The sequence below is a fragment of the Streptomyces sp. NPDC051218 genome (assembly GCF_044455475.1).
In the GTDB taxonomy this organism is placed as follows: domain Bacteria; phylum Actinomycetota; class Actinomycetes; order Streptomycetales; family Streptomycetaceae; genus Streptomyces.
Window position 1 is genome coordinate 324,565 of record NZ_JBITEU010000005.1, and the last position, 25,373, is coordinate 349,937.

Below are 25,373 nucleotides of genomic sequence, written 5' to 3' on the forward strand. Positions count from 1 at the left end.
CCCCGTGCAACTGACCGTCGAGGCGCTCACCTCCGGCTACCCCGGCCACACGGCCGCCGTGGACGGCGTCGACCTCACCATCCCCAGCGGACAGGTCGCCGCGATCGTCGGCCCGAACGGCTGCGGGAAATCGACACTCCTGCGCTCCATCTCCCGCCTCCACAAGCCGAGTTCTGGCACGGTGCGGGCCGGGGACGAGGACGTGTGGCGGCTCACCCAGCGCCGCGCGGCCCACCGCATCGCGCTGCTCGCCCAGTCGCCGCAGGCCCCCGAGGCGGTCACCGTCGCCGGCCTCGTCCGCTACGGGCGCCACCCCCACCAGGGCCTGTTCCGCCAGTGGTCGCGTGAGGACGAGGCCGCTGTGCGCGAGGCCCTCGAAGCCACCGGCACCACGGAACTCGCCACGCGCCGCCTCGACCACCTCTCCGGCGGCCAACGCCAGCGCTGCTGGCTGGCGATGGTCCTGGCCCAGCAGACACCGATCGTGCTGCTCGACGAACCGACCAGCGCCCTTGACCTCGGGCACGCCGTAGAGGTCCTCTCCCTGGTCCGGGAGGTGGCCGCCGCGGGCCGCACGGTCGTCATGGTCCTGCACGACCTGGCAAGCGCCGCCCGCTACGCCGACACGGTCATCGCCATGAACGCAGGCAGGATCGTCGCGAATGGCCCGGCTCTCGAGGTGGTGACCGCCGAGCTGGTCAAGGAGCTGTACGGAATCGATGCGGACATCCTCCAGGCACCGGGCGACGGCTCTCCGGTGGTCGTACCGACGATGACGGCGAGGCCGCCGAGCAGGACGCCGGAGGCATCGGCGGAGCAGGCGCGGGAGAGGACGTCCGAGGGCGCGCCCAGCAAGCTACCGGAGCAGACCCCCGAACCGCCCACCGCGACGGCCTCCACCACGACCTCTCGCAAAGGCGGCTGATCGGGGCTGACGGGCGCCGGCGGGGCGGTACGGGGTGCCTCTGCTTGCGGAGGCGGGCAGGGCGGCTGGCTGGTGGTTCAGTCGGCGGCTGCCCGTGTGAGCGTGACGGCTGCGTCGGGCGTGGGCTGTTCGGCGGCTGGCTTGGTGGCCGCGGTGGTGGTGAACTGCGACTGGTGCGGGGTGCAGCCGCCCCTGCTGATGTCGGGCATGGGGTGGAGGGCCTGGGGGAGCGGCCGGAGAAAGCGCTGCTGCATGCCCCCGCCCGCGGAGGGGCGATGAGTCTGGCGGCGGAGCGAACTCCGGCCGGTGCGGGGTGCAGCCGCCTCCGCTCATGTCGGGCGCGGGGTGGCTGGCCAGGGCGGGTGCGTCGGGGAGGGGTGCCAGGGGGGGGGCTCTGCCTGCGGAGGCCGTTCAGGGTGGCTCTAGGACCGGCTGACAGCGAGGTCTGCTGCCGTCCACGCGAGCCCGACCGCCCCGTCGAGCATGGCCTGTTCGGCGAGGGGTGTGGCTGCCGCGGTGGTGAACTCCGGCTGGTGTGGGGCGCAGCCGCCTCCGCTGATGTCGAGTACGGGGTGAATCGACGGCACGACGTGCGAGACGTTGCCCATGTCCGTGGACGCGAAGGGGCCGCGCTGCTGCGGTTCGGGGCGGCCGAGGGCGCGGGCGTTCGCCTCCCACAGGGCGAGGAGGGCGGCGTCGGAACGGAAGTCGAGATAGTCCGGCGCGGGCTGTTCGAGCTCCACCGCGCAGCCCGCCGCGAGCGCACCTGCCCGGAAGCAGTCCGCCACCCGCTCGCGCAGCTCCCGCAGTTCCTCCACCGACGGCGTCCGCAGCGCGTACGCGGCGCTCGCCCGCTCCGGGATGGCATTGAGCGCCGTCCCCGCCTCGGTGGTGATGCCGTGCACCTTCCACTCGCCGGGCAGCTGCTGCCGGAGCAGCCCGAGGGCCACCTGCGCCACGGTCAGCGCGTCGGCCGCGTTCCGCCCGTCCTGCGGGTTGAGCGTGGCGTGCGCGGACTTGCCCGTGTACGTCGCCGACAGCGCCCCCATCGCGTACGAATGGAAGTCGGCCACCTCGAACGGGCACGGGTGCACCATCATCGCCGCGTCGACCCCCTTGAACGCCCCGGCGTCGAGCAGCAGCGCCTTCCCGGCCCCGCTCTCCTCGGCCGGGGTGCCCAACACGCGCACGGTGAGACCGAGTTGGTCGACGAACGGAGCGAGGCCGAGTGCGGCTCCCACGCCCGCCGCCGCGATCAGATTGTGCCCGCAGGCATGCCCCATACCGGGCAGCGCGTCGTACTCGCAGGCCAGCGCGACGGTCACGGGCCCCGACCCCAGGGTCGCCTCGAAGGCGGTCTCCAACCCGTACGCGGGCGCGGTCACCGCGAAGCCGTGTCCGCGCAGCACATCCGCGCACCACCCGGCTGCCTGCCGCTCCTCGAACGCGATCTCCGGGTGAGCGTGAATACGCCGGCTGAGCCCGATGAGCTCGTCCCGCACGTCACCGATCCGAGCCCGGATCTCCTCCTTGACCTGCTCCACGCCGCCTGCCACGTCGTCTCCTCGCCGCTCCGCTCACCGCTGCCGGGACAGCTTAAGGCGGCTCGGTCCGGGTGTACGGCTACCGGGTGCGGCGCGGAGCCGGGGCAGACACCGGCAAAAAACTTCTCGAATGGGCGTGGGTTTTGGGGCCGGTGGTGCATATAAGCATCATGGAACATCTACGGGGAGCACCGAGTGGTCCCGCAACCCCTCCGGCGAACGAGGGCCGGTACGCCGACGCTCTGCCGCGGGAGGTCCGTGATGACCTGGCGATGTACGGATACAGCACGTTGCTGAACAAGATCCGCTCGCAACAGATCTACGCGGACTGCGCCGCCAGGAACCGCGTCGTGCGCCCGACCTCGGCCGAACTGGAGGCCCTGCGCCACTCGCCCGACGAACGCCACGTCCTGGCCGGCGACACTCTCCTCGACTTGCTCAGGAAGCCGGACGGAATGTGGTCCACCTGGGACGAGGACAAGGGCGCGGCACTGAAGACGTACTTTGTGGGTGCCCTGATCGCGCGGTTCCCCCGGATCTTCCTCAAGTGGCAGGAGACGCGCCTGAGCCTGCCCCTCCCGATCGGCGTCGACGTGGCCGCACTGTCCGCCCGGGCCGTCGAGCCCGACCCTGCCCTGGGTGTCGTGACCCGGGACCGGTTGGAGCGGGCCCTGCGGTCAGCGGAGCCGGAGGTTCGCGCGGTGCTGGGACTTGTGGCCGCCGGCTACCAGCACAGCGAGATCGCCGACCGACTGCGGCTCAGCGAGCGTGCCGTCGAGGGGCGGATCTACCGCTTCCGCAGGAGCATCCGGAACCCGGTGCGCGGGACCGGCACACCCGGCACGTCCTGACCGGACCTCGGGAGCCGTTGTCCTGCCCGTCCATCCCGCCACGAGCCTGGGAGGGACACCAGGCCAAGCCGCTTCGCGGTCGCGCAAGCGCGAGCCTGGTGTCCCTCCCAGAACCGTGGCCGAATGGTGCGTGCAGGACGAACGACCCCCGAGGTCCGGTAGCTGAGTGACTGAGCAACCGAGCAACTGAGTGACCGGCCCCCGGAAGTCCATACGCCAACACCAGTCGAAGCCCCGCCTCAAGCAGGCGGGGCTTCGTGGTTTTCCCACTCCCTGGAGGACCGCAGATGAGCTCCAAGAACACACAGACGCCCGCCACGCCGTTCTTCGAACTGCGCATCGGCGGGATGCGCGTGACGATCCAGCAGGTCCCGTACCGCCTGATCGCTTTCGCCGCCGCAGTCGGCGGACCGCTCGCGGGCGCGAGCTGGTTCGCCCGGTGACGTGGCGACGAGCCGGACGGTTCAGACCGGCAGCAGCCGTTCGATCAGCGCGCTGAGCTGCCGTGCGTTGCGGCACTCGTGCATCTCCACAAGGTCGGCGTACGTGCCCGCCGCCGAGTCGCCCGTCTGCCACTGGGCTCGGCCCTCCGGGTTGAGCCAGTAGACCCGGCGGGCTCGGGAGGCGACCGCGCGGAGGGCGGGGACGTTGGGGTCGCTCATGTTTGTGCGGGCGTCGCCGAGCACGAAAACCGTGGAGCGCGGGGTGACCGCCTCCGCGTAGCGCTCGGCGAACTCGCCCAGGGCGGAGCCGTAGTCACTGCTGGCGTGGTAGCCGGTGACCGCCGCCCCCGAGATGATGCGGCTGCCCAGGCCCTCGGGGTCGGCCGTGCCGTGGGCGATGAGATCAGTGACCTCGTCGACACGGTTGACGAAGGCGAAGACCCGCACCTTGCTGAACTGGTCGTGCAGCGCCTGCACGAGCAGCATCGTGAAGTTGGCGAAGCCCGCCACCGAGCCGGACACGTCGCACAGGAGCACCAGTTCGGGGCGTGCGGGGCGGCGCCTTCGCAGCACCGGGCGCATCGGGATACCGCCCGTGGACAGCGAGCCGCGCAGCGTTCTGCGCAGGTCGATCCGGCCGCGCGCCGCCCGGCGGCGGCGCGCGGCGAGGCGCGTCGCCAGCTTGCGGGCCAGCGGCTGGACCGCTCTGCGAAGCTCGTCGAGCTGGGCGCGGCCCGCGATGAGGAAGTCGACCCGGTCGGCGGTCGGGGCGATGGCCCGCCGCGCGATCTCGTCCGCGCCGCGCCGCTCCGCGACCCGGCGGCGCGCTTCGGCGCCCACGAGCGTGCGGAAGTTCTCGATGCGGCGGCGGACCTCGTCGGCGGCGAGACGGTCGGTGAACTCGGCGTCCCCGTGAGCCCCTTGGCGGATACCGGCCATGATCCGCGCCAGCAGGGTCTCCGGGCGCAGCCGGGACAGCGTCTGGTGCGACGACCAGCCGTCCGAGCCTCCGGTGCCTCCCGACCCGGGCCGCGTCCCGTAGCCGCCCATGCCCTCCACCGCCTCGGCCGCCAACTGGGCCAGCAGGGAACGGTCGTTGGCGGCCAGGGCGGCAGCCAGACGGTCACGGAGGTCTTCCCTGTCGAATTCCTGCGCGGCGTCGAATTCCTGCTCGGCGCCACGGGAACTCGTCGCAGCGTCCGGAGCCCCGATCCCGCGCGGAAAGTAGAGGTCGAAGACGGGATCGAACACCGGACGCTGCCCCTCACTGTGCAGCAGCGCCGCGGCGAGCCCCTCCCGTACCCGCTCGCGGTCGGCGAGGCCGAGGGCCTCGATGGCCTGCCCGGCATCCACCGTCTCGCCCGTACCGATCCGGATGCCGTGCGAACGCAGCGCCTGCACGAGTGCGGTGAGCCGTTCCGGGACGCCGGTGGCCGCAGCGGTATCCACCCCGGTCACACGGCGTCCAGGTCCAGCTTGGCCGCCGCCTTCAGGACGTCGTCCTGGTGCTTGAGTACGACACCGAGGCTGTCGCGTACGACGCCCTCGTCGAGGGAGTCGGCGCCGAGGGCGAGCAGCGTACGGGCCCAGTCGATCGTCTCCGCGACCGACGGCACCTTGCGCAGGTCCATCGCGCGCAGCGCGCCGACCACCCGGACGACGGACCGCGCGAGGGCCTCGTCGAGGCCTGGCACCTTCAGACGCACGATGCGGCGCTCCAACTCCTCCTCGGGGAACCCGATGTGGAGGAAGAGGCAGCGGCGGCGCAGCGCCTCGGAGAGCTCGCGGCTCGCGTTCGACGTGAGGACGGTGAAGGGACGGCGCGTCGCGGTGATGGTGCCGAGCTCGGGGACCGTGACCTGGAAGTCGCTCAGGACCTCCAGGAGCAGCCCCTCCACCTCGACGTCCGCCTTGTCGGTCTCGTCGATCAGGAGCACCTTCGGCTCGTCGCCGCGGATGGCGGTGAGCAGCGGGCGCGGGAGCAGGAACTCCTCGCTGAAGATGTCCGTGCGCGTCTCGTCCCACGTCTCGTCGCGGCCCGCGGTGATGCGCAGCAGCTGCTTGGCGTGGTTCCACTCGTAGAGCGCGCGGGACTCGTCCACACCCTCGTAGCACTGGAGCCTGACCAGGCGCGCGTCCGCGACCTCGGCGACCGCCTTCGCCAGCTCGGTCTTGCCGACGCCCGCCGGCCCCTCCACGAGGAGCGGCTTGCCCAGGCGGTCGGCCAGGAAGACGGTGGTGGCGACGGCCGTGGAGGCCAGATAGCCCGTATCGGCGAGCCGCGAGGCGACATCGTCCACGGATGAGAAGAGCAACGGGGCCTCCGGGGCTGAACGAATCGGCGCGATGCCTCTCCTCACTTGATCAGCAGTACGCGCCGCTCCACAACGGCGGCACCGCGTTTGCGTCGAACGTCACGTGAGGGCGCCGGTACCCGCCGCGGGCTGCTGAGTCCGGTCCCGAGACCCACCGGGGAACGTGGACCCTTCTCGTATCCTTGCGGAATGAGGCGGACCTCCTTTGCCGACTGGCCCTGCTCCATCGCCCGCACCATGGACCTGCTGGGCGACTGGTGGACCCCGCTCGTGCTGCGCGAGGCGTTCTACGGGATCAAGCGCTTCGACGCCTTCCAGCAGGAGCTCGGCATCGCGCGCAACACCCTGACCGACCGGCTGCGCCGCCTGGTCGACGAGGGTCTTCTGGAGAAGCGCCCCTATCAGAGCGAGCCGGTGCGCCACGACTACGTGCTCACCGAGAAGGGCCGCGACTTCTTCGGCGTGCTCGCGGTGATGAACAGCTGGGGCAACCGCTGGCTGAGCGGCGACGAGGGCGCGCCGGTCGTCTTCGAGCACGACCGCTGCGGGCACGAGGCCGACGTGGAGGTCGTCTGCGGCCACTGCAAGCAGCCGATGTCGGCCGACGACACGCACGCACGCCTCGGCCCCGGCTACCCGGCCCGCCTCGCCGAACGCCCGGACATCCGGGCCCGCTTCAGCCGCTGACCCACCCCGCGTCTGCCGCGCCCTCACCCTTGACGAGTTAGTCTATCTACGCAACTCTCATGGTCAGCGAGGCAAAGGATGCCAACAGAGAGGCGACCCACGATGGAGTGGACAGGCGCGCGCTACGCGGACAAACCGACCGCCGAGGTGCGCACACGGATAGCCGCGCCACCGGAACGCGTGTGGGAGCTCGTCTCCGACATCGGTCTGATGCCCACCCTCAGTACGGAGCTGCGGTCGGTCGAGTGGCTGGACGGCGCGGCCGGGCCCACCCCCGGCGCGCGGTTCGTCGGCCGCAGCGAGCACGCGTCGTTCGGCGCGTGGCAGACCACGTCTTACGTCGTGGAATGCGAGGCCCCGCGCGTGTTCGCCTGGGCGGTCGAAGACCCCGAACAGCCCAGCGCGCTCTGGCGGTTCAGCCTCGCCGAGGCGGTCGGTGGCGGTACCGAGCTGACCCAGTGGATGCAGATGGGACCGGGCCGCTCCGGTCTGTCGTACGCGATCGACCGGATGCCGGAGAAGGAGCAGAAGATCGTGTACGTGCGGATGCGGGAGTTCGAAGCGAACATGACGGCCACGCTGGACGCGATCAAGCAGCTGGCCGAGGGCGCCGCTTCCGGGAAGGCGGACGCCTGATGCGCACCTCGACGACCATCGAGGCGTCCGGGGCGAACTGGCGGGAGACCGTCGACTTCGTCACCGAGGCCGAGAAGCTGGGGATGGACATCTGCTGGGTCGCGGAGGCGTGGGGCTCCGAAGCGCCGTCCCCGCTCGGCTACTTGGCCGCGCGCACGGAACGCATGCTGCTCGGCTCCGGCATCATCCAGCTCGCGACCCGCACCCCCGCGGCCATCGCCCGCGCGGCGATCACCCTCTCGAACATCTCCGACGGCCGCTTCCTCCTCGGGCTCGGCCCGTCAGGACCGCAGGTGATCGAAGGCCTGCACGGAGTGCCGTTCGCGAGGCCGCTGACCCGGATGCGGGAGACCGTGGAGATCATCCGCCGGGCGGCCACGGGGGAGAAGATCTCGTACGCGGGACGGGAGTTCACGTTGCCCCTGCCCGGCGGCGAGGCCAAGCCGATGCGGCTGTCCATGCGGGCCGAGCACGAACTGCCCATCTACCTGGCCACGCTCTCGCCCAAGATGCTGCGGCTGACCGGTGAGATCGCCGACGGCTGGCTGGGCACGAGCTTCGTCCCTGAGGGCGCGAAGGAGGCCTACTTCGACCACCTCGACGCGGGCCTGGCCGCCTCCGGCCGCACCCGCGGCGCCCTGAACATCTGCCAGGGTGCCGAAGTGGCCTTCGCCGATGACGAGGACGCGCTGCGTGCGATGGTCGCGGGCCGCAAGAAGGAGCTGGCCTTCAGCCTGGGCGGCATGGGCTCCGCCAGCACCAACTACTACAACAACGCCTACAGCAGGCAAGGTTGGGCCGACACCGCGGCGGAGGTCCGCACCCGCTGGCAGTCCGGCGATCGGGACGGCGCCGCCGCCCTGATCACCGACGCCATGGTCCTCGCCACCACCCTCATCGGCACCGAGGACATGGTCCGCGAGCGGCTGAGGGTGTGGTGCGGGGCGGGCGTGGACACGGTCCGCTTCTATCCGGCGGGCGAGAGCCTGGAGGCACGGCTCACGACTCTCGGGCGGGCGATCGATCTCGTACGGGATCTGGAGAGGACCGAGGTGGACAGGGGTGCGACCTGGGCATCCGAAGATCGCCAACTTCCGCTGCGGTAGGCGCCGTTGGCTCCGGGAACCCCCTGATCTAGTCTGGTAGCCGCCTGAGGGGGAGACGAATGAGCGGAAGCGTCGAGCACACCCGGGACAGCAAACGGCCTGGCCCGGCCGGCAAGGGTGAACGGGTGGCGGACTGGGCGGACGGCCGCCTCGGCATCCACACCTTGGCCAAGAGCCAGATGCGCAAGATCTTTCCCGACCACTGGTCCTTCATGTTCGGGGAGATCTGCCTCTACAGCTTCCTGATCCTGATCCTCACCGGGGTCTGGCTCACGCTCTTCTTCGAGCCGAGCGGCTCCGAGGTCATCTACGACGGTGTGTACACGCCGCTCAAGGGCATCCAGATGACCCGGGCCTTCGAGTCCACGGTCGACATCAGCATGGAAGTACGCGGCGGTCTGCTGATCCGGCAGATCCACCACTGGGCGGCGATCGTCTTCGTCGCCGCCATGCTCGTGCACATGATGCGGGTGTTCTTCACCGGCGCCTTCCGCAAGCCGCGTGAGGTCAACTGGCTGTTCGGCTGGACGCTGCTGTTCCTCGGGATCATCACCGGCCTCACCGGATACTCGCTCCCGGACGACCTGCTCTCGGGCACCGGCATCCGCTTCGCGCAGGGCGCGATCCTCTCCGTCCCGGTTGTCGGGACGTATCTCTCCTTCTTCCTCTTCGGCGGAGAGTTCCCGGGCGACGCGATCATTCCACGGCTCTTCAGCGTCCACGTCCTGCTGTTGCCGGGGATCATGCTGGGGCTCGTCGTCGCCCACCTGATCCTGGTCTTCTACCACAAGCACACCCAGTTCGCCGGGCCCGGCAAGACCGAGAAGAACGTGGTCGGGGCGCCGTTCATGCCCATCTACATCGCCAAGGCCGGCGGCTTCTTCTTCCTCGTCTTCGGCATTCTGGCGATCATGGGCGCGGTCGCCACCATCAACCCCGTGTGGGTGATCGGGCCCTACCGCCCGGATCTGGTCTCCACGGGCGCTCAACCCGACTGGTATCTGGGCTTCTCCGAAGGTCTGATCCGGGTGATGCCCAGCTGGGAGATCAACGCCTGGGGGCACACGCTCGAACTGGGCGTCTTCATCCCGTTCTCGCTCTTCCCGCTCATCCTGATGGCCATCGCCGTCTATCCGTTCATCGAGGCCTGGGTCACCGGCGACAAACGCGAGCACCACATCGCGGACCGGCCGCGCAACGCCCCGGTGCGCACCGGGCTCGGCGTGGCGTGGCTGACGCTGTTCGCCGTGCTGATGGTCGGCGGCGGCAACGACATCTGGGCCACGCACTTCCATCTCTCCATCAACGCGATCACGTGGTTCGTGCGGATCGCCTGCTTCGTCGGGCCGGTCCTCGCCTTCTACGTGACCCATCGATGGTGCATGGGGCTCCAGCTCCGCGACCGCGAGAAGGCGCTGCACGGCCGGGAGAGCGGCACGATCAAACGCCTGCCCCACGGTGAGTACGTGGAGGTCCATGTGCCGCTCACACAGGGCGAGTTGTACAAGCTGACCGCGCACGAGCAGCCGAAGCCGTACGAGATAGGCCCGGCGGTCGACGAGCACGGCGTGGCACGCAAGGTCACCCGCGGCGAGCGGGTGCGGGCGCGCCTGGGGCGTGCCATGTACGGCCCGTCGGCGCAGGTGCCGAAGGCGACGCCCGAGGAGTACCTGGAGATCCAGCAGGGCGGCGGCGGGGACGGGCATCACTGAAGCTGATCGCACCCCGCGCGGTCAGCGCTGCGGTTAGCCTCGCGGAGTGAGACAAGTGCCCGAGAAGACGCCGAAGTTGTACGCCATCAGCGATCTGCACGTCGCGTACGACGACAACCGCACGTTCCTCGACTCCCTGCGCCCGGAGACCGACGAGGACTGGCTGATCGTGGCGGGGGACACCGCGGAGCGCATGGCCGACGTCGAATGGGCGCTGCGCACCCTCACCGACCGTTTCGCCAAGGTGGTGTGGACACCGGGCAACCACGAACTGTGGACGCCCCGCGACGACCCGAACCAGCTGCGGGGCGAGGCCCGCTACCGCCATCTGGTGGAACTGTGCCGCTCCTTGGGCGCCGTGACCCCGGAGGACCCCTACCCCGTGTGGCGCGGCGAGGGCGGCCCCGTCACGGTGGCCCCGCTGTTCCTGCTCTACGACTACACCTTCCGCCCCGCGGGCACGCATACCAAGGCGGATGCCCTGGAGGCGGCCCACGCGGCGGGCATCGTCTGCACCGACGAGGTGTTCCTGCACCCCGACCCCTACCCGGGCCGCGACGACTGGTGCCGTGCCCGCGTGGCGTTCACCGAGGAGCGGCTCGCCCGGCGGACGCCGGGCCTGCCCACGGTCCTGATCAACCACTGGCCGCTGGTGCGCGACCCCACCCGGATCCTGACCTACCCCGAGTTCGCCCTGTGGTGCGGCACCGAGCTGACCGCCGACTGGCACGTGAAGTACGAGGCGGCGGCCGTCGTCTACGGCCACCTCCACATCCCCCGCACCACCTGGCACGACGGAGTCCGCTTCCAGGAGGTCTCGGTCGGCTACCCCCGCGAGTGGCGCCGCGACCGCCATCCCGCCCCGCGGCTCCGCCAGATCCTGCCGGAGCCGCTGGACGCCGGGTAGCGGGGGCGATCAGGGGCGTGCCGGTGAGGGCAGGCCGGCCGTCTCCTCCATCTGCCGGTCGGCGGCGATGCCGAACTCCCTGAGCCAGTCCGGGCGTACGGCCGCCATGCCGAACCCCGACGGGGTCGGCAGCGGTCCGTGCGACAGGTCCTCCTCGCGGTAGCGGCGGCAGTCGCGGTGCCAGGTGTAGATGCCGGCCATCCAGTTCTGCAGCTCGCGCACATAACCGTCGAGGATGCCCCGCGTCACCTGCGGCAGATTGAACTCGTCGTAGAGGGCGGGGAGTTCATGGGTGACGATGTGCTGGAACTGGCTCAGCCGTGACTTCATCAGGTCGTCGATGATGCCGAGCGCCGTCGGGTAGTCGCAGCCGAAGAAGTTCTGGACGACGAGGATGCCGTTGTGGATCTCGCCCTCGTACTCGATCTCCTTCTGGTACGAGAAGACGTCGTTCATCAGGGCGGAGTAGTCGCTGGCCGCGTTCTCCAGGTTCTGCATCGGGCCCGTGCGGTAGATGTCCGGTGGGACCTGAGGGCCGTGGCCGAGGCGGCACAGGCTCATCGTGAGCGGGGAGCCGAAGGTCAGGCGGCGCATCTCGATGTAGTCGACCGGGTCGGGGATGCGGTTCTGCGCCTGGTTGTCCAGCTCCCAGAGCCAGCTGGCCGTCATCACCTCGATGGCGGCGCGCAGCGTGCGACGCCCTTCCTGGTCCATCGGCTCCGCGGTGCGCACCCACAGGTCGGCGAGCCCGCGCTCCATGGCGCATGTCGGCGCCGGCATGCCGGCGAAGTCCAGCGGCATGAAGAGCGAGAGCCGTTCGTTGCAGAGCTTCGCTCCCGCCAGGTCGCGTGGCCTGCCGAACACCACGGGGAAGTAGTCGTCGCCGTACGTCCCCCAGGTCAGCCACTGTGAGCCGAGGTCGAGCGCATCGAGGTCCGCGTCCGGGTGGATGCCCGCCGCGCAGAGCGGGAAGTCGTAGCCGTACACCTTGCGCGCGTCCCAGATGCCCGAACTCGGCACTCCTGCCTGGGGTTCGAGCATGCCCATCCGGTCCGCCCACCGCACGGCGCGGGGGCGCGCCTCGTCCAGATGCGGCGAGAGCCGGGTCGCGTACGGCAGGTTGAACTCGGGCAGCCGGGAGGGGCCCACCCGCTGGAAGGGGATGTGCGTGTAGCCGCGCAGCCGCTGCGCTCCCGTCGCGGCGATCAGCGCCTTGATCCCGGCGGCCGCCGTACCGGGACCCGTCGGGCCGTCGAGCGGCGAGGGCGCGGCGCCGCCGTTGTTCATGTAGCGGCTGGACACCATGTGCCACTCCTGCCCGCCGGACTGCCAGTCCTGAAGGCCCTTGGTGTACGCGAGGACATCGGCGCACTCCTTCGGGGGCAGCCCGGTCTCCGCGAACAGCGGGGCGAGTTCGGTCAGCGCCGTGTTCTCGAACTGCTGCATCCGCGAGGTCAGGAGATCGTTCACGGCATCCGCCGCCTCCTGCGTGGAGCAGCCGAGGAACGTCTCAAGTACCAATACACCATTGGAGAGTTCACCCTCGTCCTCGATCTCCCGCTGGTACGAGAAGAGGTCGTTGCGCAGGTGGACGGCGTCGGAGAACGTCTCCTTGAGGACCCGCAGCGGCCTGGAACCGGCGACGGCCGGGGGAACCTCCGCGCCCGTCGCGTACTCGATGAGCCCCGCTGACCAGGGCGCGCCGCCCACTTTGCGGCGCATCTCGATGTACTCGACGGGGTTGGCGATCCGGCCCTCGTTGATGTTCGCGAGTTCCCACAGGGATTCGTTGAGCAGATTCGTCGTGCTTTCGGCGAATCGCGCACGCCAGTCCCGCGACATGAACGGCACCGTCCGCGCCCACAGGTCCGCGAGACCCGCCTCGACCGGATTGGTCGGCTCCGGCACGGGAGCGGAGAGGTCCATCGGCATGAAGGCGGGCAGCCGGTCAAGATAGGCCTTGCCGCCCTCGCGGTTTTGGGTCCGTTTGAACAGTTCGAGGAAGTGGTCGTCGAAGAAGAACACCCACACGTACCAGTCGGTGACCAGGGACAACGCGGGGCCGTCACAGTCGGGGTGGGTGTACGCGCACAGCAGCGCGTAGTCGTGGGCGTCCAGGTCGCGCTGATCCCAGACGCCCGACCCCTCCAGCATCCCCATGCCACGTGCCCACTCCCTGGAGTGCTCCCTCGCCTCTTCCAGGTGCGGGTTGAGACGAGCGGGATGCACCATGTAGAAGCTGGGGAGTTCAAAGGGCTGCGACATACGGCGTTCTCCTCGCGACGGCGGCTCGGGACCAGCGGAGCACTACCCGAGCGGGGATGACCGATGCCGGGACCGCCGCAGCGTCACACCATCGCGTGACCCAGCGTGGTTCAAACAGCGAGTCGGCGCACCGGAGTTCGGGCGGGTGAGTCAGCGCACCGGTGCGCCGGGTCCGAGCGGGATGCCGAGCGCCCACCAGGCGAGGAACAGCAGCGTCCAGGCCACGGTCATCGCGACGGCGAGCGGCAGCGTGTAGGAGGCGAGGGTGCCGAGCCCCGCGGACTTGCGGTACCGCTGGAGGAACCCGAGTGCCATCACGAAGTACGGACTCATGGGCGTGATGGCCGTCGAACCGGAGTCCGCGATGCGGAAGAGCGCCTGCGTGGTCTCGGCGGGGACGTCCACGAGCATCAGCATCGGTACGAGGACGGGGGCGGCCAGGGCCCACATCGCTGACCCGCTGGTGACCATGACGTTCACGACGGTCAGGAGCAGCAGGATGAGCAGGAAGACGGCCACGATCGGCAGTTGACTGTGTTCGAGTGCCTCGGCCGCCCTGACCGCGAGGACGTCGCCGATGTGCGTCCAGTCGAAGTAGGCGAGGAACTGGGCGATCGCGAAGAACAGGACGAGCACCGGAGCCATCTGCTTGACGCCCTCGACCATGAGCTTGGGCACGTCGCCTGGCTTGCGGACGGAGCCGGAGCGGACTCCGTAGACGGTGCCGACGAGCGCGAACAGGAAGGCCACGATCGCCGCGATGCCGGCCAGGAGCGGTGACTCGACGATGCTGCCGCCCTCGCCGCGCAGGGGTGATCCGGCCGGTATGACGGCGGCCGTGAGGGCGGCGACGGCCACGAGGAAGGTGAGGCCCGCCCGGCGCAGGGCCGAACGCTCGCGGTCGCTGAGGCTGAGTGCCCCGATGTCGTCGAGATCGGCGTCCGGGTCGGCGTCGAGGTCGGGCCGCTTGCTCAGGACGAAGCGCGTCACGAGGGTGATGACGGCGGCGAGCAGGAAGGAGGAGGCGATGTTGAAGAACCAGTTGCTGAGCGGCGAGACGTACGCGTCGTCGCCGCCCGCTATCTTCGCCGCCGTCGTGGTGATCCCGGCGAAGATCGCGTCGTTGGGAGTCGGGACGGGGCTCGCGTCGTAGCCGGAGGCGATGGCGGTGTAGGCGACGACGATGCCGAGGACGGGGGAGCGGCCCACGGCGCGGAAGGCGAGCCCGCCGAGCGGTACGAGGATGACGTAGGCGGCGGCCGACGCGACATGCGCCACCGTGCCCGCGAAGGCGACCGCGAAGACCACCCACGAGGCGGGGACGCGGGAGACGCCGACCTTCATCAACGCGGCCAGGAATCCGCTGCGTTCGGCGACCGCGACGCCCATGATGACCACCACGATCGTCGCCATCGGAGGGAAGGCGGCGAAGTTCTCGATCATCGTCGAGACGGCCATAGCGAGCCCGTCCCCGCTGAGCAGGCTCTGCACGGCGACGCTCTTGCCGTCTCCCGGTGCGATGACGGAGACGTCGAACCCGGCGAGGACCGCGCTGATCACGGCGAGGACGCCGGAGAGGATCCAGAACAGCCAGAAGGGATGCGGCAGCGCGTTCCCGGCACGCTCGACGACGGCCATCGCGCGGATCAGGCGGGGGAGCGGGGGCCCGCCGGGTGGTGGAGGCGGGGCGTCCGGCAGGGCGGGGGTCGGGGAGGACATGGCGGCTCCGCGGGGATGGGTGAGGAGGGGAGGGGGGGGAAGGTGAGGGGTGAGAGAGAAGGTGGCGAGGGGAGCGGCTCAGCGCAGGTGATGGCGGCGTAGGAACTTCCACATGACTTCGTGGGCCTCGATGCTCTGGGTGGTGTGACCGCCGCCGCTGTAGCTGTCGGCGCCGGGCCAGGTGTGACCGCCGCCCGCGACGGCCACATGCCGGACCTCGGCGCCGCCGGCGCAGTGCACCCAGCGGGACTCGGTGATGTCCGGCGCCGTCGACCGGTCCGGTGTGCGAATGCGGCAGCCGTCGCGGTCGGCCCAGGCGGTGAGCCAGTCACGGAGAGCAGGCAGGCCGCGGTCGGGATCTCCCGCGTACGGGATGGTGGCGTCCGCGGTGCCGTGGAAGTCGATCACCGGAACCGGGCGCGCGGGCCGGCAGTTCTCGCCCGTGCCCGGGTAGAAGGCTCCCGCCACCGGGGCGATCGCGGCGATCCGGTCCGACATCCGGCAGGCCAGGAGCGCGGTGAACCCGGCGCCGTTCGACTTCCCGGTGGTGTACACCCGCCGCCGGTCCACGCAGAGGCCGGTCTCCAGCGCGTCCAGCAGATCACCGGTGAACGTCACGTCATCCACGCCGGGCGCGGCGTACGGAGCGCCCTGCCATGCCTGCCGTTGCCCGTCACCGGTACCGACGACACCCTCCGGGTACGCGACGATCGCTGGCAGGGTGGACAGCTTGCTGAACTCCTCCGTTCCGCTGCCGGTGTTGCCACGCCCGTGGAAGGCGAGGACCACGGGCCACGCACGGCCGGCGGTGTATCCCTCCGGCAGGTGCAGCTGATAGGTCCTGGTCAGGCCGCCGCTGACGAGGGTGTGTGGGGTGGTGGTGCCGGGCGGCTGCGGCCCGGCCCGGCGGCAGCCGGGCGCTTCCCCCTGCGCGTACGAGGGAGTGGTCAGGCCCGCCCCCGCGAGGAGGGTGAGACCGGCGATGACAGAGGCGGCCGTGCGGGACAGTGCGCGTTTCAAGGCAGGCTCCTTCCGCCGACGGCGCGAGGCGCGGAGGGCGCGATGCGTGGACGGCTGAGAGAAGAGGGTCAGTGACGAAGTGTCAGCTGGTGGTGTCCAGCCACTCCTTGGCGAAGGTGACGATGCGGTGGACCGCGGCGCCGACGATCGCGCGGCCGTCCTCGGGGGAGGCGCGGCGCGGGTCGCCGAGCACGCCGTTGGGGCTGAGCCGGTCGTACGGCACGGTCAGGGCGGGGTGGCCGCCACGGCGTGCGAGTCGGGAGAGCGGGTCGAGGTCCGCCTGGGTGACGGCCCCCGGTGCGAGGCGCTCGCGATGCACCAACTCCGGTGCCAGGTGCAGCATTTGGGCGGTCTCTGCCTCGCCGCTGTGCCCATGGACCTCGCTGGGCCGCATGGCCGCGACGGCGTCCGGGGCGAGCGTGGTCAGTGGCGTCCAGGCGAACCGCAGGCCGGGGTGGGTGACGAGCAGGTCCTGCGCGACGGTGGTGAGCGTGGCATTGTTGCCGCCGTGCCCGGTGATCACCAGGACGTCCCGCCAGCCGTGCCGGTGCAGGCTGTCGACGTAGTCACGCACGAGCGCGGCCAGCGTCCCCGTCGACAGGCTCACCGTCCCGGCGAAGGCCAGATGGTGCGGGGAGACGCCGATGCCGAGCGAAGGTCCGATCACGGCCCGCCCGGCGAGCTGCGCGGCGACCAGGCCGGCGACGTGTTCGGCGCGGATGGTGTCGGTGGCGAGCGGCATCCCGGGTCCATGCTGCTCGAAGGCGCCCGCGGGAATGATCACGAGTGGACTGGCGCGGACCGCCGCGGCGGCCTCGACCGTGGTCATCTCAGCCAGCCGGTAAGGCAGTTGAGGGGCGGGAGGGCCGGGCTCTTCGGGGGTGTGGTCGGCCGCGGACCCGGGCCGCTCGGTGGAGTCGCTCATCGGGCGTCACCCTCCGGGAAGTCCGCCGCGAGTACCGCGTCACGGATCGACGTCAGGTGCTCGCGGGTCAGGCGCTCCGCCGCCGCCGCGTCGCCGGACCGTACGGCCTCGTAGATCTCGACGTGTTCGGCGTGGTCGCGCTCGCGGTCGTTGTAGCGGTGCCGGATCTCCACCTGCTCGCGCGCCCGTACGTGCAGCAGGGCCTCGACGGCCTCCCGCAGCAGTGTGTTGCCGCTGGCCGCCGCGAGCGCCACGTGGAAGTGGACGGACTGGCGCAGTGACTCTTCCGGCGGCAGCAGGGCGTTGCCCGCCGCGATGGCCAACTGCCGTACACCGTCGTCGGCTTGGGCACGTGCGGCGGTCGCCGCGATCGCCGGTTCCAGGACGAGGCGGGCCCCGACGAGTTCGAGGACCGAGGCGCGGTCGCTGCGCGGCTGATGCGGGTTGGCCAGGAGCCTGCGGTCCACGCCCGGTCCCACATACGTCCCTGATCCGTGCCGGAACTCCACCACTCCGGTGGCCTCCAGCCTGCGCAGCGCCTCGCGCACGGTCGGCGTGGTGACCTCGAAGCGCCGTGCCAGCTCACGGGACGAGGCCAGCGCGTCGCCGGGGGTCAGACGCTCGGTGCGGATGATGTCGACTATGTCGTCCGCCAGGCGCTCGGACAGGGAGGGATGACTGCCGTAACTCATGAAGTGAATAAATCACTTGGTCTCTTGGTGGTCAATGGCCGTGACAGATCTGGCGCTCCCCGCCCTCTTGTATGGGGCAACTTTCTCGATCTAGCCTTCTGGCGCGCAAGCGCTTTCCCGCGGACGAGGAGAACTGCCAGTGATCCAGCCGTGGTTCACGGACGCCAAGCTCGGGATCTTCCTGCACTGGGGCATCTACAGCGTGGACGGAGTGGCCGAGTCCTGGTCCTTCTACGACGACCGGGTGCCCTACGACCACTACATGGCGCAGCTCGACGGCTTCACCGCCTCCGCCTACGACCCCGAGGCCTGGGCCGACCTCTTCGTCCGCGCGGGCGCCCGCTACGCCGTCCTCACCGCCAAGCACCACGACGGTGTAGCCCTCTGGGACACGGCGGCGAACGACCTGTCCGTCGTCAAGCGCACCCCCGCGGGCCGCGACCTCATCACCCCGTACGTCACCGCACTGCGCGCCCGAGGCCTCAAAGTAGGCCTGTACTACTCGCACCTGGACTGGTCCCACCCCGACTACGCGTCCGTGCGCCCCGAAGGGCAGGACCCCGCCGTACGCGGCAACCGCTACTCGATGCCCGCCGCCGGCGAGGAGTCCGAGGAGAGGTGGGCAGACTTCCTCGCCTTCCACCGCGTACAGGTGCGCGAATTGCTGGAGCGCTTCGAACCGGACCTCCTGTGGTTCGACGGCGAGTGGGAGCGCGGCGCCGAACAGTGGCGGATGGCGGAACTCGCCGAAGAGATCAGGGCGCTCTCCCCGCACACCGTCGTCAACGGCCGCCTCACAGGACACGGCGACTACGCCACCCCCGAACAGGGCGTACCGATCGAACCGCCCACGCAGCCATGGGAGTTGTGCCTCACCGTCAACGACTCCTGGGGCTACCAGCCGCAGGACACGCACCACAAGTCACCGCGTCAGCTCGTCCGCATCTTCGCCGAGACCATCGGAGGGGGCGGCAATCTGCTCCTCGACATCGGCCCGAAGCAGGACGGCTCGCTCCTCCCCGAACAGGCCGAGCGGCTCGAAGCGCTGGGGGAGTGGACGGGCCGCCATGCCGAAGCGGTCCACGGGACGGTACGCGGCCTCCCGCACGGCCACTTCTACGGCCCTTCGACACTCTCCGCCGACCGCCGCACCCTGTATCTGTTCCTCTTCGACCGGCCCAACGAGTACGTGGTCCTGCGGGGCGTGCGCAACGGCGTGGCGTCCGCCCGCGTGCTGGGCACGGGCACCGTCGTCCGGCACGAGCGTGTCGGCGGCCTCGGTGACGTACCCGGCTGGGAGTACGTCCATCTCACCGACGACCAGCTCGATCCGCTGTGCACTGTCGTCGCCCTGGAACTCGACGGTGAACTCGACCTGTACCACGCGCATACGCGCGACTGAGCGCCCCGCTAGGTGTCGGTGCATGCACTGCGGGCCGGTGGGGGCTGGTCGCGCAGTTCCCCGCGCCCCTAGCGCGTCCCTCCGGCGCTCCCGCCCCTGACCCCACCCGCACCCCCATCCCGAAGTTCGGAGGCCCTATGCCCCGCACCACACGCGCTCTCAGACCCCGGACGGCGCTTCTCGCGCTCGCCGTCCTGGCGGTCCCCCTGGCCCCTTCGGCTGCCGCCGCACCGCCGTCGGCTCAGGAGGAGGCCGCTCAGAAGGGGGCCGCTCAGGAGGACACCGTGACCCGCAAGCTTCCCGTCGTCTCCCCGACCCCGCAGCGCATGGCCCGAGCGGGCGGAGACGTGCCGCTCTCTCGGCGCGCCGAACTGGTCGTAGGCGACGACACGGACGAGGTGGCCCGGCAGCGCGTCACCGAGACACTGCGCGCCCACGGGGTGCGCGACATCGACGTACGCGCCAAGGCGTCTGGCCGCGCCCCGCTGACCGTCCTGCTCGGCCCGGCGACCCGGCCCGACATCGCGAAGGCGCTCGGCGGGACCAAGGTTCCGGAGCAGGCGGAGGGCTACGCCCTGCGGGCGAAGCACCGCACCGTCGCGCTCGGCGGCAAGGACGCGACCGGCCAGTTCTATGCGGCGCAGACCCTCGGGCAGCTCATCTCCCGGGGGCGGATAGCGGGTGTCGAGGTCTCCGACTTCCCCTCCATGCCCCTGCGCGGCAGCATCGAGGGGTTCTACGGCCCGCCCTGGACCGAGGCCGAACGGCTCGACCAGATGGACTTCCTGGGCGACACCAAGGCCAACACCTACGTCTACGCGCCCAAGGACGACCCCTACCACCGGGAGAAGTGGCGCGAGCCCTACCCGGCGGACAAGCTCACCGAGCTCGGCAAGCTGATCGACCGCGCGAGCGCCAACCACGTGCGCTTCACGTTCGCGGTCTCACCGGGCGGCTCCATCTGCTACTCGGACCCGGCCGACGTCAAGGCGCTGACGGCGAAGCTCCAGGCGATGTACGACCTCGGAGTGCGGTCCTTCTCCGTGCCGCTCGACGACATCAGCTACACCAAGTGGAACTGCGATGCCGACAAGGCGAAGTTCGGCGAGCCGGGCCGCGGGCCCGCGGCGAAGGCGCAGGTGGGGCTCCTCAACACCATCCAGCGGGAGTTCATCGCCGAGCACGAGGACGCCAACCCGCTGCAGATGGTGCCCACGGAGTACGGGGACCTCACGGACACCGCGTACAAGCAGACGATGCGTGGCGAACTCGACGGCGCCGTAGAGGTGATGTGGACGGGCACGGACGTGGTCCCGCCCGAGATCACCAACTCCCAGGCGGAGAAGGCCGCCGAGCTCTTCGGGCGGAAGGTGTTCGTCTGGGACAACTACCCGGTGAACGACTTCGCGCGTACGGCGGGGCGGCTCCTGCTCGCGCCCTATGACAAGCGCGAGCCCGGCCTCTCCGGACACCTCAGCGGCATCGTGTCCAACCCGATGAACCAGGAGGGGGCCAGCAAGCTCGCCGTCTTCACCATGAACGACTTCTCCTGGAACGACCGGGGGTACGAGCGGGCGCGGTCGGGGCGGCAGGCGGCGCTGTATCTCGCCGGGGGTGACGACCGGGTCGCCGACGCGGTGCAGACGTTCGTGGACCTCAACCACGCGGCGCCCACGTTCGGTGAGTCGAACTGGCTGCCGCAGTCCCCGGTACTCGGGCCGAAGCTGGACGCCTTCTGGAAGCGGTACGAGAGTGACCCCGCCGGGGCGCTGCGGGCGCTGCGGCCCACGGCTCGGGAGATCGAGAAGGTCCCCGCGGTGCTGCGTGCCGGGGTGCCGGACCAGCAGTTCCTCCACGACGCGAAGCAGTGGCTCGACGCCACCGAGCTGTGGGGTTCCGCGATGCGGCACGGGCTCGCCGCGCTGACCGCCGCCCAGGAGGGGGACTCCGCGGCGGCGACGCGGGAGCGGGCGTCGATGGAGTCCCTCGCGGGACGGGCGCGGGCGATTTCCGTGGACCCGGCGGAGCATCATCAGCTGGGGGCGGTGAAGATCGCCGACCCCTACCTGGACGAGTTCGTGAAGGGGGTCCAGGACCGGACGTAGTCCGTAGCTACGCGACGGAACCTTCTCCCACCCGCCCTGTTGCCCCCGCGGGGGCAACAGGGCGGGTGTGCGTGGGCCCACCCGACGCCCTCGCTGTACGCGGTGACTGAGTCATCAGTCAGCATCTCAATCATGCCCGTGATTGCGGAGATGGTCACCTGTTGGATTGCGATCTGCTCAATTCACGGGTAGCGTCACCGCCCATGCAGCAAGACCCCGAGGTCGCGGACAGGGTCCGCAAGGTCATCGCCGACGCCGGCGCGACGCAGCGCGAATTCGCCCGCCGCATCGTGATGGACCCCTCCAAGCTCTCCCGCTCCCTCGGCGGCACCCGCCGCTTCACCGCGGCCGAACTGGCCCGCATCGCCGACACCGGCGGCGTGGACGCGGGCTGGCTCCTGGGTGCTCAGGTCCAGGTCCAGGCGCCGGCCGCCTCCCCCCAGGCGCGACGCGAACGCACCGCGGCGGCCCCCGAGGGCGGCCGCCCCCTCCAGATCGTCCGCGAGACCGTACGGCTCGTCGCTGAGCGCGGATTCCACGCCGTACGCGTGGCGGACATCGCCGAAGCCTGCGCCACGAGCACTGCCGCCATCCACTACCACTTCCCCGGGCGCGACGACCTCCTTGAGGCCGCCGTCCGCTGGTGCATGGATGAGGACACCGCCCGCCGGGCGGCCCGCATCGCCGAAGCGGCCGATGCCGCCGACGAGCTGGACCAGCTGATCGAGCTCCAGACTCCCCGCACCCCGCAGCAGCGCTGGCAGTGGAGCGTCTGGCTGGACCTGTGGGCGGAGGCCGCCCGCTCCACCGCCGTGGGGCGGCTGCATGCCGAGTACTACCGGCAGTGGCGCGCGACCGTCGCCGACGTCATCCGGCGCGGCGTCGACCAGGGTGTGTTCCGCCTCGTCGATCCGCAGTCCGCCGCGCTCCGGCTCACCGCGCTGATCGACGGCCTCGCGACCCAGGTGCTCGCCTCCACCCCGGGCGCCGACGGCACGACCCCCGACGACATGCACGAGGCGCTGCTCGTGTACGTCGACGCGACGCTCGCCGCGCCGAGACCCGCGTAAATACCGACAGAGTCCCGCCAGGACCCCGCAGTACTCCAACACCCCACCCCTGAGGGAGAGTTCGCCATGCCCGTGAACCAAGACGTCATCATCACCGCCGCCCTCACCGGCGCGGGCGACACCGTGCGCAAGAGTCCCCACGTGCCCGTCACCCCCGAGCAGATAGCCACCTCGGCCGTGGAGGCCGCCGAGGCCGGCGCCGCCGTCGTACACATCCACGTACGCGACCCCGAGACCGGCGACCCGTCGCGCGACCCCCGCCTGTACCGCGAGGTCGTCGAGCGCATCAAGGAGACCGGCACCGACGTCGTCATCAATCTCACCGCCGGGATGGGCGGCGACCTGGTCATCGACCCGGTCCAGCCGCTGAAGCAGCTCGGCGAGCTGCCCGGCACCGACCTCGTCGGCGGCCTGGACCGTCTCCCGCACGTCGAGGATCTGCTCCCCGACATCTGCACCCTCGACTGCGGCTCCCTCAACTTCGGCGACAACCTCTACATCTCCACCCCCGACATGCTCCGCCAGGGCGCCAAACGCATCCAGGAGCTGGGCGTACGGCCCGAGTTGGAGATCTTCGACACCGGCCAGCTGTGGTTCGCCAAGCAGCTGCTCGCCGAGGGGCTGCTCGACAACCCCACCGTCTTCCAGCTCTGCATGGGCATCCCGTGGGGCGCCCCGGCGGACCCGGGTGTGCTCCAGTCGATGGTCAACCTGCTTCCGGACGGCGCCCAGTGGGCCAGCTTCGCGCTCGGCCGCATGCAGATGCCGTGGGTCGCCCAGTCCATCCTGCTCGGCGGGCAGGTCCGCGTGGGCCTGGAGGACAACCTCTACCTCGGCAAGGGCAACAAGGTCAGGAACGCCCAACTCGTCGAGCGGGCCGTGCAGATCACCGAGAACCTCGGCTCGCGCGTCGCCACGCCGGACGAGGCCCGCCAGAAGCTCGGCCTCAAGCCCCGCGTCTGACGCCCCTCCCCCACGACGAGTAGGACCAAGGACCCGCATGAACGACACCATCACGACACCCCCCGCCCCCTGCGCCCCCGAGGACGTACGCCGTATCGCCTGCGTCGGCGCCGGAGTGATCGGCGGCGGCTGGGTCGCCCACTACCTCGCCCGCGGCTACGACGTCACCGCCTGGGACCCCGCCCCCGACGCCGAGCAGAAGCTGCGCCGCCTGGTCGACGCGGCCTGGCCCGCGCTGACGCAACTGGGCCTCGCGGAAGGCGCCTCCCCGGACCGCCTCCGCGTGACCCCCACTCTCGAAGAGGCGGTGGCCGACGCCCAGTTCGTGCAGGAGAGCGCCCCCGAGAAGCTGGAGCTCAAGCGCGACCTGCTGGCCGAGCTGGACGCCGCCGCGCCCGCCGGAGTCGTCATCGCCTCCTCCACCTCCGGCTACCCGATGACCGACATGCAGACCACGGCCGCCGACCCGGGCCGCCTCGTCGTGGGACACCCCTTCAACCCGCCCTACCTCATCCCGCTCGTCGAGGTGGTGGGCGGCGACAAGACGGCCGCGCACGCGGTCACTTGGGCATCGCGCTTCTACGAGGTCGCGGGCAAGTCCGTGATCACCATGGCGAGCGAGGTGCCCGGCTTCATAGCCAACCGCCTTCAGGAAGCCCTGTGGCGCGAGGCCCTGCACATGGTCGCCAACGGCGAGGCCACGGTGAAGGAGATCGACGACTCGATCACCGAAGGCCCCGGCCTGCGCTGGGCGTTCATGGGCCCCATGCTCACCTTCGCGCTCGCGGGCGGCGAGGGCGGCATGGCCCACATGCTCGACCACTTCGGCCCGTCCCTGAAGTCCCCTTGGACGCGCCTCGAAGCACCCGAGCTGGACAAGGAGTTGTACGACGCCGTGGTCGCCGGATGCGACGACGCGGCGGACGGCCGGACCATCGCCGACCTGGTCGCCGAGCGGGACCAGGGAATCATCGACGTACTGCGGGCGACGGGACGCCTGCCGCAGCAGCGGGCAGCACAGGAGGACACCAAGTGACCGAGCCGCTGCCTCTTGTGCACCGGACCGTACGTCCGGAATGGATCGACTACAACGGCCATATGAGCGAGGCGTTCTACGTCCTCGTCTTCGGCTACGCCACCGACGCCATGATGATCGAGACGGGCCTGCACGCGGGCTACCGCGAGTCGACCGGCTGCTCCCTCTACACGGTAGAGGCGCACATCCGTTACCTCGACGACGTGGCGGAGGGCGCCCACCTTGCCGTCCGCACCCGCATTCTGGGCGCGGACGCCAAGAAGGCCCGCTTCACCCACGAGCTGTACGTGGTCGACGAGCCCGAAGCGCCCGTCCCCCCGGACGCGACCCCGGTGTCGACCACCGAGCTCCTCGCCCTCCACGTCGACCAGAACGCGGGCCGGACAACCCCGTTCCCGGACCCGATCCGCGACCACCTGACGTCCCTCGCGGAACCGGCCCCCGAGTGGGCGGGCCGCTCCATCACCGAGGTCCCGCGTCAGCCCTGACGGCGCGGCCGCTCAGCTGTCACAGCCGACACCGTCACCGTCACGGTCGAGGTGAGGCCCGTAGCCGGGCTCCCCGCGATGCACGGGCGCGGCGCCCGCGGCACGGGCCTCACTACAGTTCCCGAAGGCGACGCCACCGCCCCCTCCGCCCCCGGAGTCACTGCCACCGGATCCGGGCGCGGCGGCCTCCGGCTGGGCGGTGACGGTCGCCTTCACCGTCTTCGTGGCCTCGACGGTCTTGGTGACCGTGGGACCGGGCTTCGGCTTCGCCGTCTCGGTCGCCGTTGCTGTCGCCGTGACGGTCGGCGTCGGGCTTGATTCCTTTGCGGCAGCCTTCGCCGAGGTGCTGCCGTCGTCACCGAGACCGGCCCCCAGGCCGATGAAGAAGGTGAGGGCGAGGGCGGGAAGCACGAAGCGCTTGCGAGCCCACTTGGGCGCGGGCCTCGGCGATGACGGCGGCGCGGGATACGGGTTGGCCATGGTTGCCCCCTTGCTGCGACGAAGAGGCATGACGCTAGTCCCGCGGTGTCAGTTGTGAAGGCTATTTGTGGAACCAGTGATG

General features: G+C 70.6%; 23 protein-coding genes and 1 pseudogene. 14 read left to right on the top strand and 10 right to left on the bottom strand.

Translation table 11 applies throughout. The features are described from left to right. Positions 1 to 4: 4 nt before the first annotated feature. Positions 5 to 790, top strand: a pseudogene (locus tag ACIBCK_RS17755) (ABC transporter ATP-binding protein); the annotation flags it as partial. A gap of 212 nt (positions 791 to 1,002) precedes the next feature. Here ACIBCK_RS17755 and ACIBCK_RS17760 read toward each other — a convergent pair. Next, positions 1,003 to 1,134 carry a hypothetical protein gene (locus ACIBCK_RS17760; protein WP_399391179.1) on the bottom strand — a complete coding sequence of 44 codons (132 nt, stop codon included), beginning with the start codon at positions 1,132 to 1,134 and terminating at the stop codon, positions 1,003 to 1,005. Positions 1,135 to 1,347: 213 nt separating this feature from the next. Next, complete coding sequence (locus ACIBCK_RS17765; RefSeq protein ID WP_399391525.1) at positions 1,348 to 2,469, bottom strand: M20 family metallopeptidase; 1,122 nt, start codon at positions 2,467 to 2,469, stop codon at positions 1,348 to 1,350. A gap of 170 nt (positions 2,470 to 2,639) precedes the next feature. Between ACIBCK_RS17765 and ACIBCK_RS17770 the strand changes: the two genes are divergently transcribed. Both ACIBCK_RS17770 and ACIBCK_RS17775 read left to right on the top strand, forming a co-directional pair. Continuing rightward, complete coding sequence (locus ACIBCK_RS17770) at positions 2,640 to 3,320, top strand: RNA polymerase sigma factor (protein ID WP_399391181.1); 681 nt, start codon at positions 2,640 to 2,642, stop codon at positions 3,318 to 3,320. A gap of 287 nt (positions 3,321 to 3,607) precedes the next feature. After that, a complete protein-coding gene (locus ACIBCK_RS17775) occupies positions 3,608 to 3,763 on the top strand; it encodes a hypothetical protein (RefSeq protein ID WP_399391182.1) in 156 nt (51 codons plus the stop codon). Positions 3,764 to 3,784: 21 nt separating this feature from the next. Here ACIBCK_RS17775 and ACIBCK_RS17780 read toward each other — a convergent pair whose 3' ends face one another. Next, entirely contained in the window at positions 3,785 to 5,221 is a 1,437-nt protein-coding gene (locus ACIBCK_RS17780) for a VWA domain-containing protein (protein WP_399391184.1), read from the bottom strand. Further along, positions 5,218 to 6,078 carry an AAA family ATPase gene (locus ACIBCK_RS17785; protein WP_399391186.1) on the bottom strand — a complete coding sequence of 287 codons (861 nt, stop codon included), beginning with the start codon at positions 6,076 to 6,078 and terminating at the stop codon, positions 5,218 to 5,220. The genes ACIBCK_RS17780 and ACIBCK_RS17785 overlap by 4 nt, the downstream gene beginning before the upstream one ends. Before the next feature lie 189 nt (positions 6,079 to 6,267). Here ACIBCK_RS17785 and ACIBCK_RS17790 point away from each other — a divergent pair, with 189 nt between their 5' ends. From ACIBCK_RS17790 to ACIBCK_RS17810, 5 genes are all read left to right on the top strand, one after another. Beyond that, positions 6,268 to 6,765 carry a winged helix-turn-helix transcriptional regulator gene (locus tag ACIBCK_RS17790; protein WP_399391188.1) on the top strand — a complete coding sequence of 166 codons (498 nt, stop codon included), beginning with the start codon at positions 6,268 to 6,270 and terminating at the stop codon, positions 6,763 to 6,765. A gap of 102 nt (positions 6,766 to 6,867) precedes the next feature. After that, positions 6,868 to 7,401, top strand: a complete 534-nt coding sequence (locus tag ACIBCK_RS17795; protein ID WP_399391190.1) for an SRPBCC family protein — start codon at positions 6,868 to 6,870, stop codon at positions 7,399 to 7,401. Next, positions 7,401 to 8,507, top strand: a complete 1,107-nt coding sequence (locus ACIBCK_RS17800) for an LLM class flavin-dependent oxidoreductase (protein ID WP_399391192.1) — start codon at positions 7,401 to 7,403, stop codon at positions 8,505 to 8,507. The genes ACIBCK_RS17795 and ACIBCK_RS17800 overlap by 1 nt, the downstream gene beginning before the upstream one ends. A 59-nt stretch (positions 8,508 to 8,566) precedes the next feature. Next, positions 8,567 to 10,219 (top strand): cytochrome bc complex cytochrome b subunit, encoded by a 1,653-nt coding sequence (locus ACIBCK_RS17805; RefSeq protein WP_399391193.1) that lies wholly within the window; start codon positions 8,567 to 8,569, stop codon positions 10,217 to 10,219. Between the two features lie 46 nt (positions 10,220 to 10,265). Then, positions 10,266 to 11,126, top strand: a complete 861-nt coding sequence (locus ACIBCK_RS17810; RefSeq protein ID WP_399391195.1) for a metallophosphoesterase family protein — start codon at positions 10,266 to 10,268, stop codon at positions 11,124 to 11,126. A gap of 9 nt (positions 11,127 to 11,135) precedes the next feature. On the opposite strand, the gene ACIBCK_RS17815 is transcribed toward ACIBCK_RS17810, so the two are convergent. The 5 genes from ACIBCK_RS17815 to ACIBCK_RS17835 all read right to left on the bottom strand — a co-directional run bounded on the left by ACIBCK_RS17815 (position 11,136) and on the right by ACIBCK_RS17835 (position 17,747). Then, the gene (locus tag ACIBCK_RS17815; RefSeq protein ID WP_399391197.1) at positions 11,136 to 13,391 is read right to left on the bottom strand and encodes a germacradienol/geosmin synthase; all 2,256 of its coding nucleotides are present in this window, start codon (positions 13,389 to 13,391) and stop codon (positions 11,136 to 11,138) included. A 150-nt stretch (positions 13,392 to 13,541) separates the two neighbouring features. Then, positions 13,542 to 15,110, bottom strand: coding sequence for an AbgT family transporter (locus ACIBCK_RS17820; RefSeq protein ID WP_399391198.1), 1,569 nt, complete (start codon positions 15,108 to 15,110; stop codon positions 13,542 to 13,544). A gap of 78 nt (positions 15,111 to 15,188) precedes the next feature. Then, positions 15,189 to 16,130 (bottom strand): alpha/beta hydrolase family esterase, encoded by a 942-nt coding sequence (locus ACIBCK_RS17825; protein WP_399391200.1) that lies wholly within the window; start codon positions 16,128 to 16,130, stop codon positions 15,189 to 15,191. Positions 16,131 to 16,212: 82 nt separating this feature from the next. Beyond that, entirely contained in the window at positions 16,213 to 17,055 is an 843-nt protein-coding gene (locus ACIBCK_RS17830) for a creatininase family protein (RefSeq protein ID WP_399391202.1), read from the bottom strand. Next, complete coding sequence (locus ACIBCK_RS17835) at positions 17,052 to 17,747, bottom strand: FadR/GntR family transcriptional regulator (protein WP_399391204.1); 696 nt, start codon at positions 17,745 to 17,747, stop codon at positions 17,052 to 17,054. The genes ACIBCK_RS17830 and ACIBCK_RS17835 overlap by 4 nt, the downstream gene beginning before the upstream one ends. Before the next feature lie 142 nt (positions 17,748 to 17,889). Between ACIBCK_RS17835 and ACIBCK_RS17840 the strand changes: the two genes are divergently transcribed. The 6 genes from ACIBCK_RS17840 (at position 17,890) to ACIBCK_RS17865 (ending at position 24,811) form a co-directional block, all read left to right on the top strand. Then, the gene (locus ACIBCK_RS17840) at positions 17,890 to 19,149 is read left to right on the top strand and encodes an alpha-L-fucosidase (protein ID WP_399391527.1); all 1,260 of its coding nucleotides are present in this window, start codon (positions 17,890 to 17,892) and stop codon (positions 19,147 to 19,149) included. 137 nt (positions 19,150 to 19,286) lie between these two features. Further along, positions 19,287 to 21,254: a beta-N-acetylglucosaminidase domain-containing protein gene (locus tag ACIBCK_RS17845; protein ID WP_399391205.1), complete on the top strand. Its 1,968-nt coding sequence runs from the start codon at positions 19,287 to 19,289 to the stop codon at positions 21,252 to 21,254. A gap of 203 nt (positions 21,255 to 21,457) precedes the next feature. Beyond that, entirely contained in the window at positions 21,458 to 22,324 is an 867-nt protein-coding gene (locus ACIBCK_RS17850) for a TetR family transcriptional regulator C-terminal domain-containing protein (RefSeq protein WP_399391207.1), read from the top strand. 66 nt (positions 22,325 to 22,390) lie between these two features. Further along, positions 22,391 to 23,287 (top strand): 3-keto-5-aminohexanoate cleavage protein, encoded by an 897-nt coding sequence (locus ACIBCK_RS17855; RefSeq protein ID WP_399391209.1) that lies wholly within the window; start codon positions 22,391 to 22,393, stop codon positions 23,285 to 23,287. 37 nt (positions 23,288 to 23,324) lie between these two features. Further along, the gene (locus tag ACIBCK_RS17860; protein ID WP_399391211.1) at positions 23,325 to 24,323 is read left to right on the top strand and encodes a 3-hydroxyacyl-CoA dehydrogenase NAD-binding domain-containing protein; all 999 of its coding nucleotides are present in this window, start codon (positions 23,325 to 23,327) and stop codon (positions 24,321 to 24,323) included. Continuing rightward, on the top strand, positions 24,320 to 24,811 hold the full coding sequence (locus ACIBCK_RS17865) for a thioesterase family protein (protein WP_399391213.1): 492 nt from the start codon (positions 24,320 to 24,322) through the stop codon (positions 24,809 to 24,811). The genes ACIBCK_RS17860 and ACIBCK_RS17865 overlap by 4 nt, the downstream gene beginning before the upstream one ends. A 12-nt stretch (positions 24,812 to 24,823) precedes the next feature. Here ACIBCK_RS17865 and ACIBCK_RS17870 read toward each other — a convergent pair whose 3' ends face one another. After that, a complete protein-coding gene (locus ACIBCK_RS17870; RefSeq protein ID WP_399391215.1) occupies positions 24,824 to 25,291 on the bottom strand; it encodes an excalibur calcium-binding domain-containing protein in 468 nt (155 codons plus the stop codon). Positions 25,292 to 25,373 lie beyond the last annotated feature (82 nt).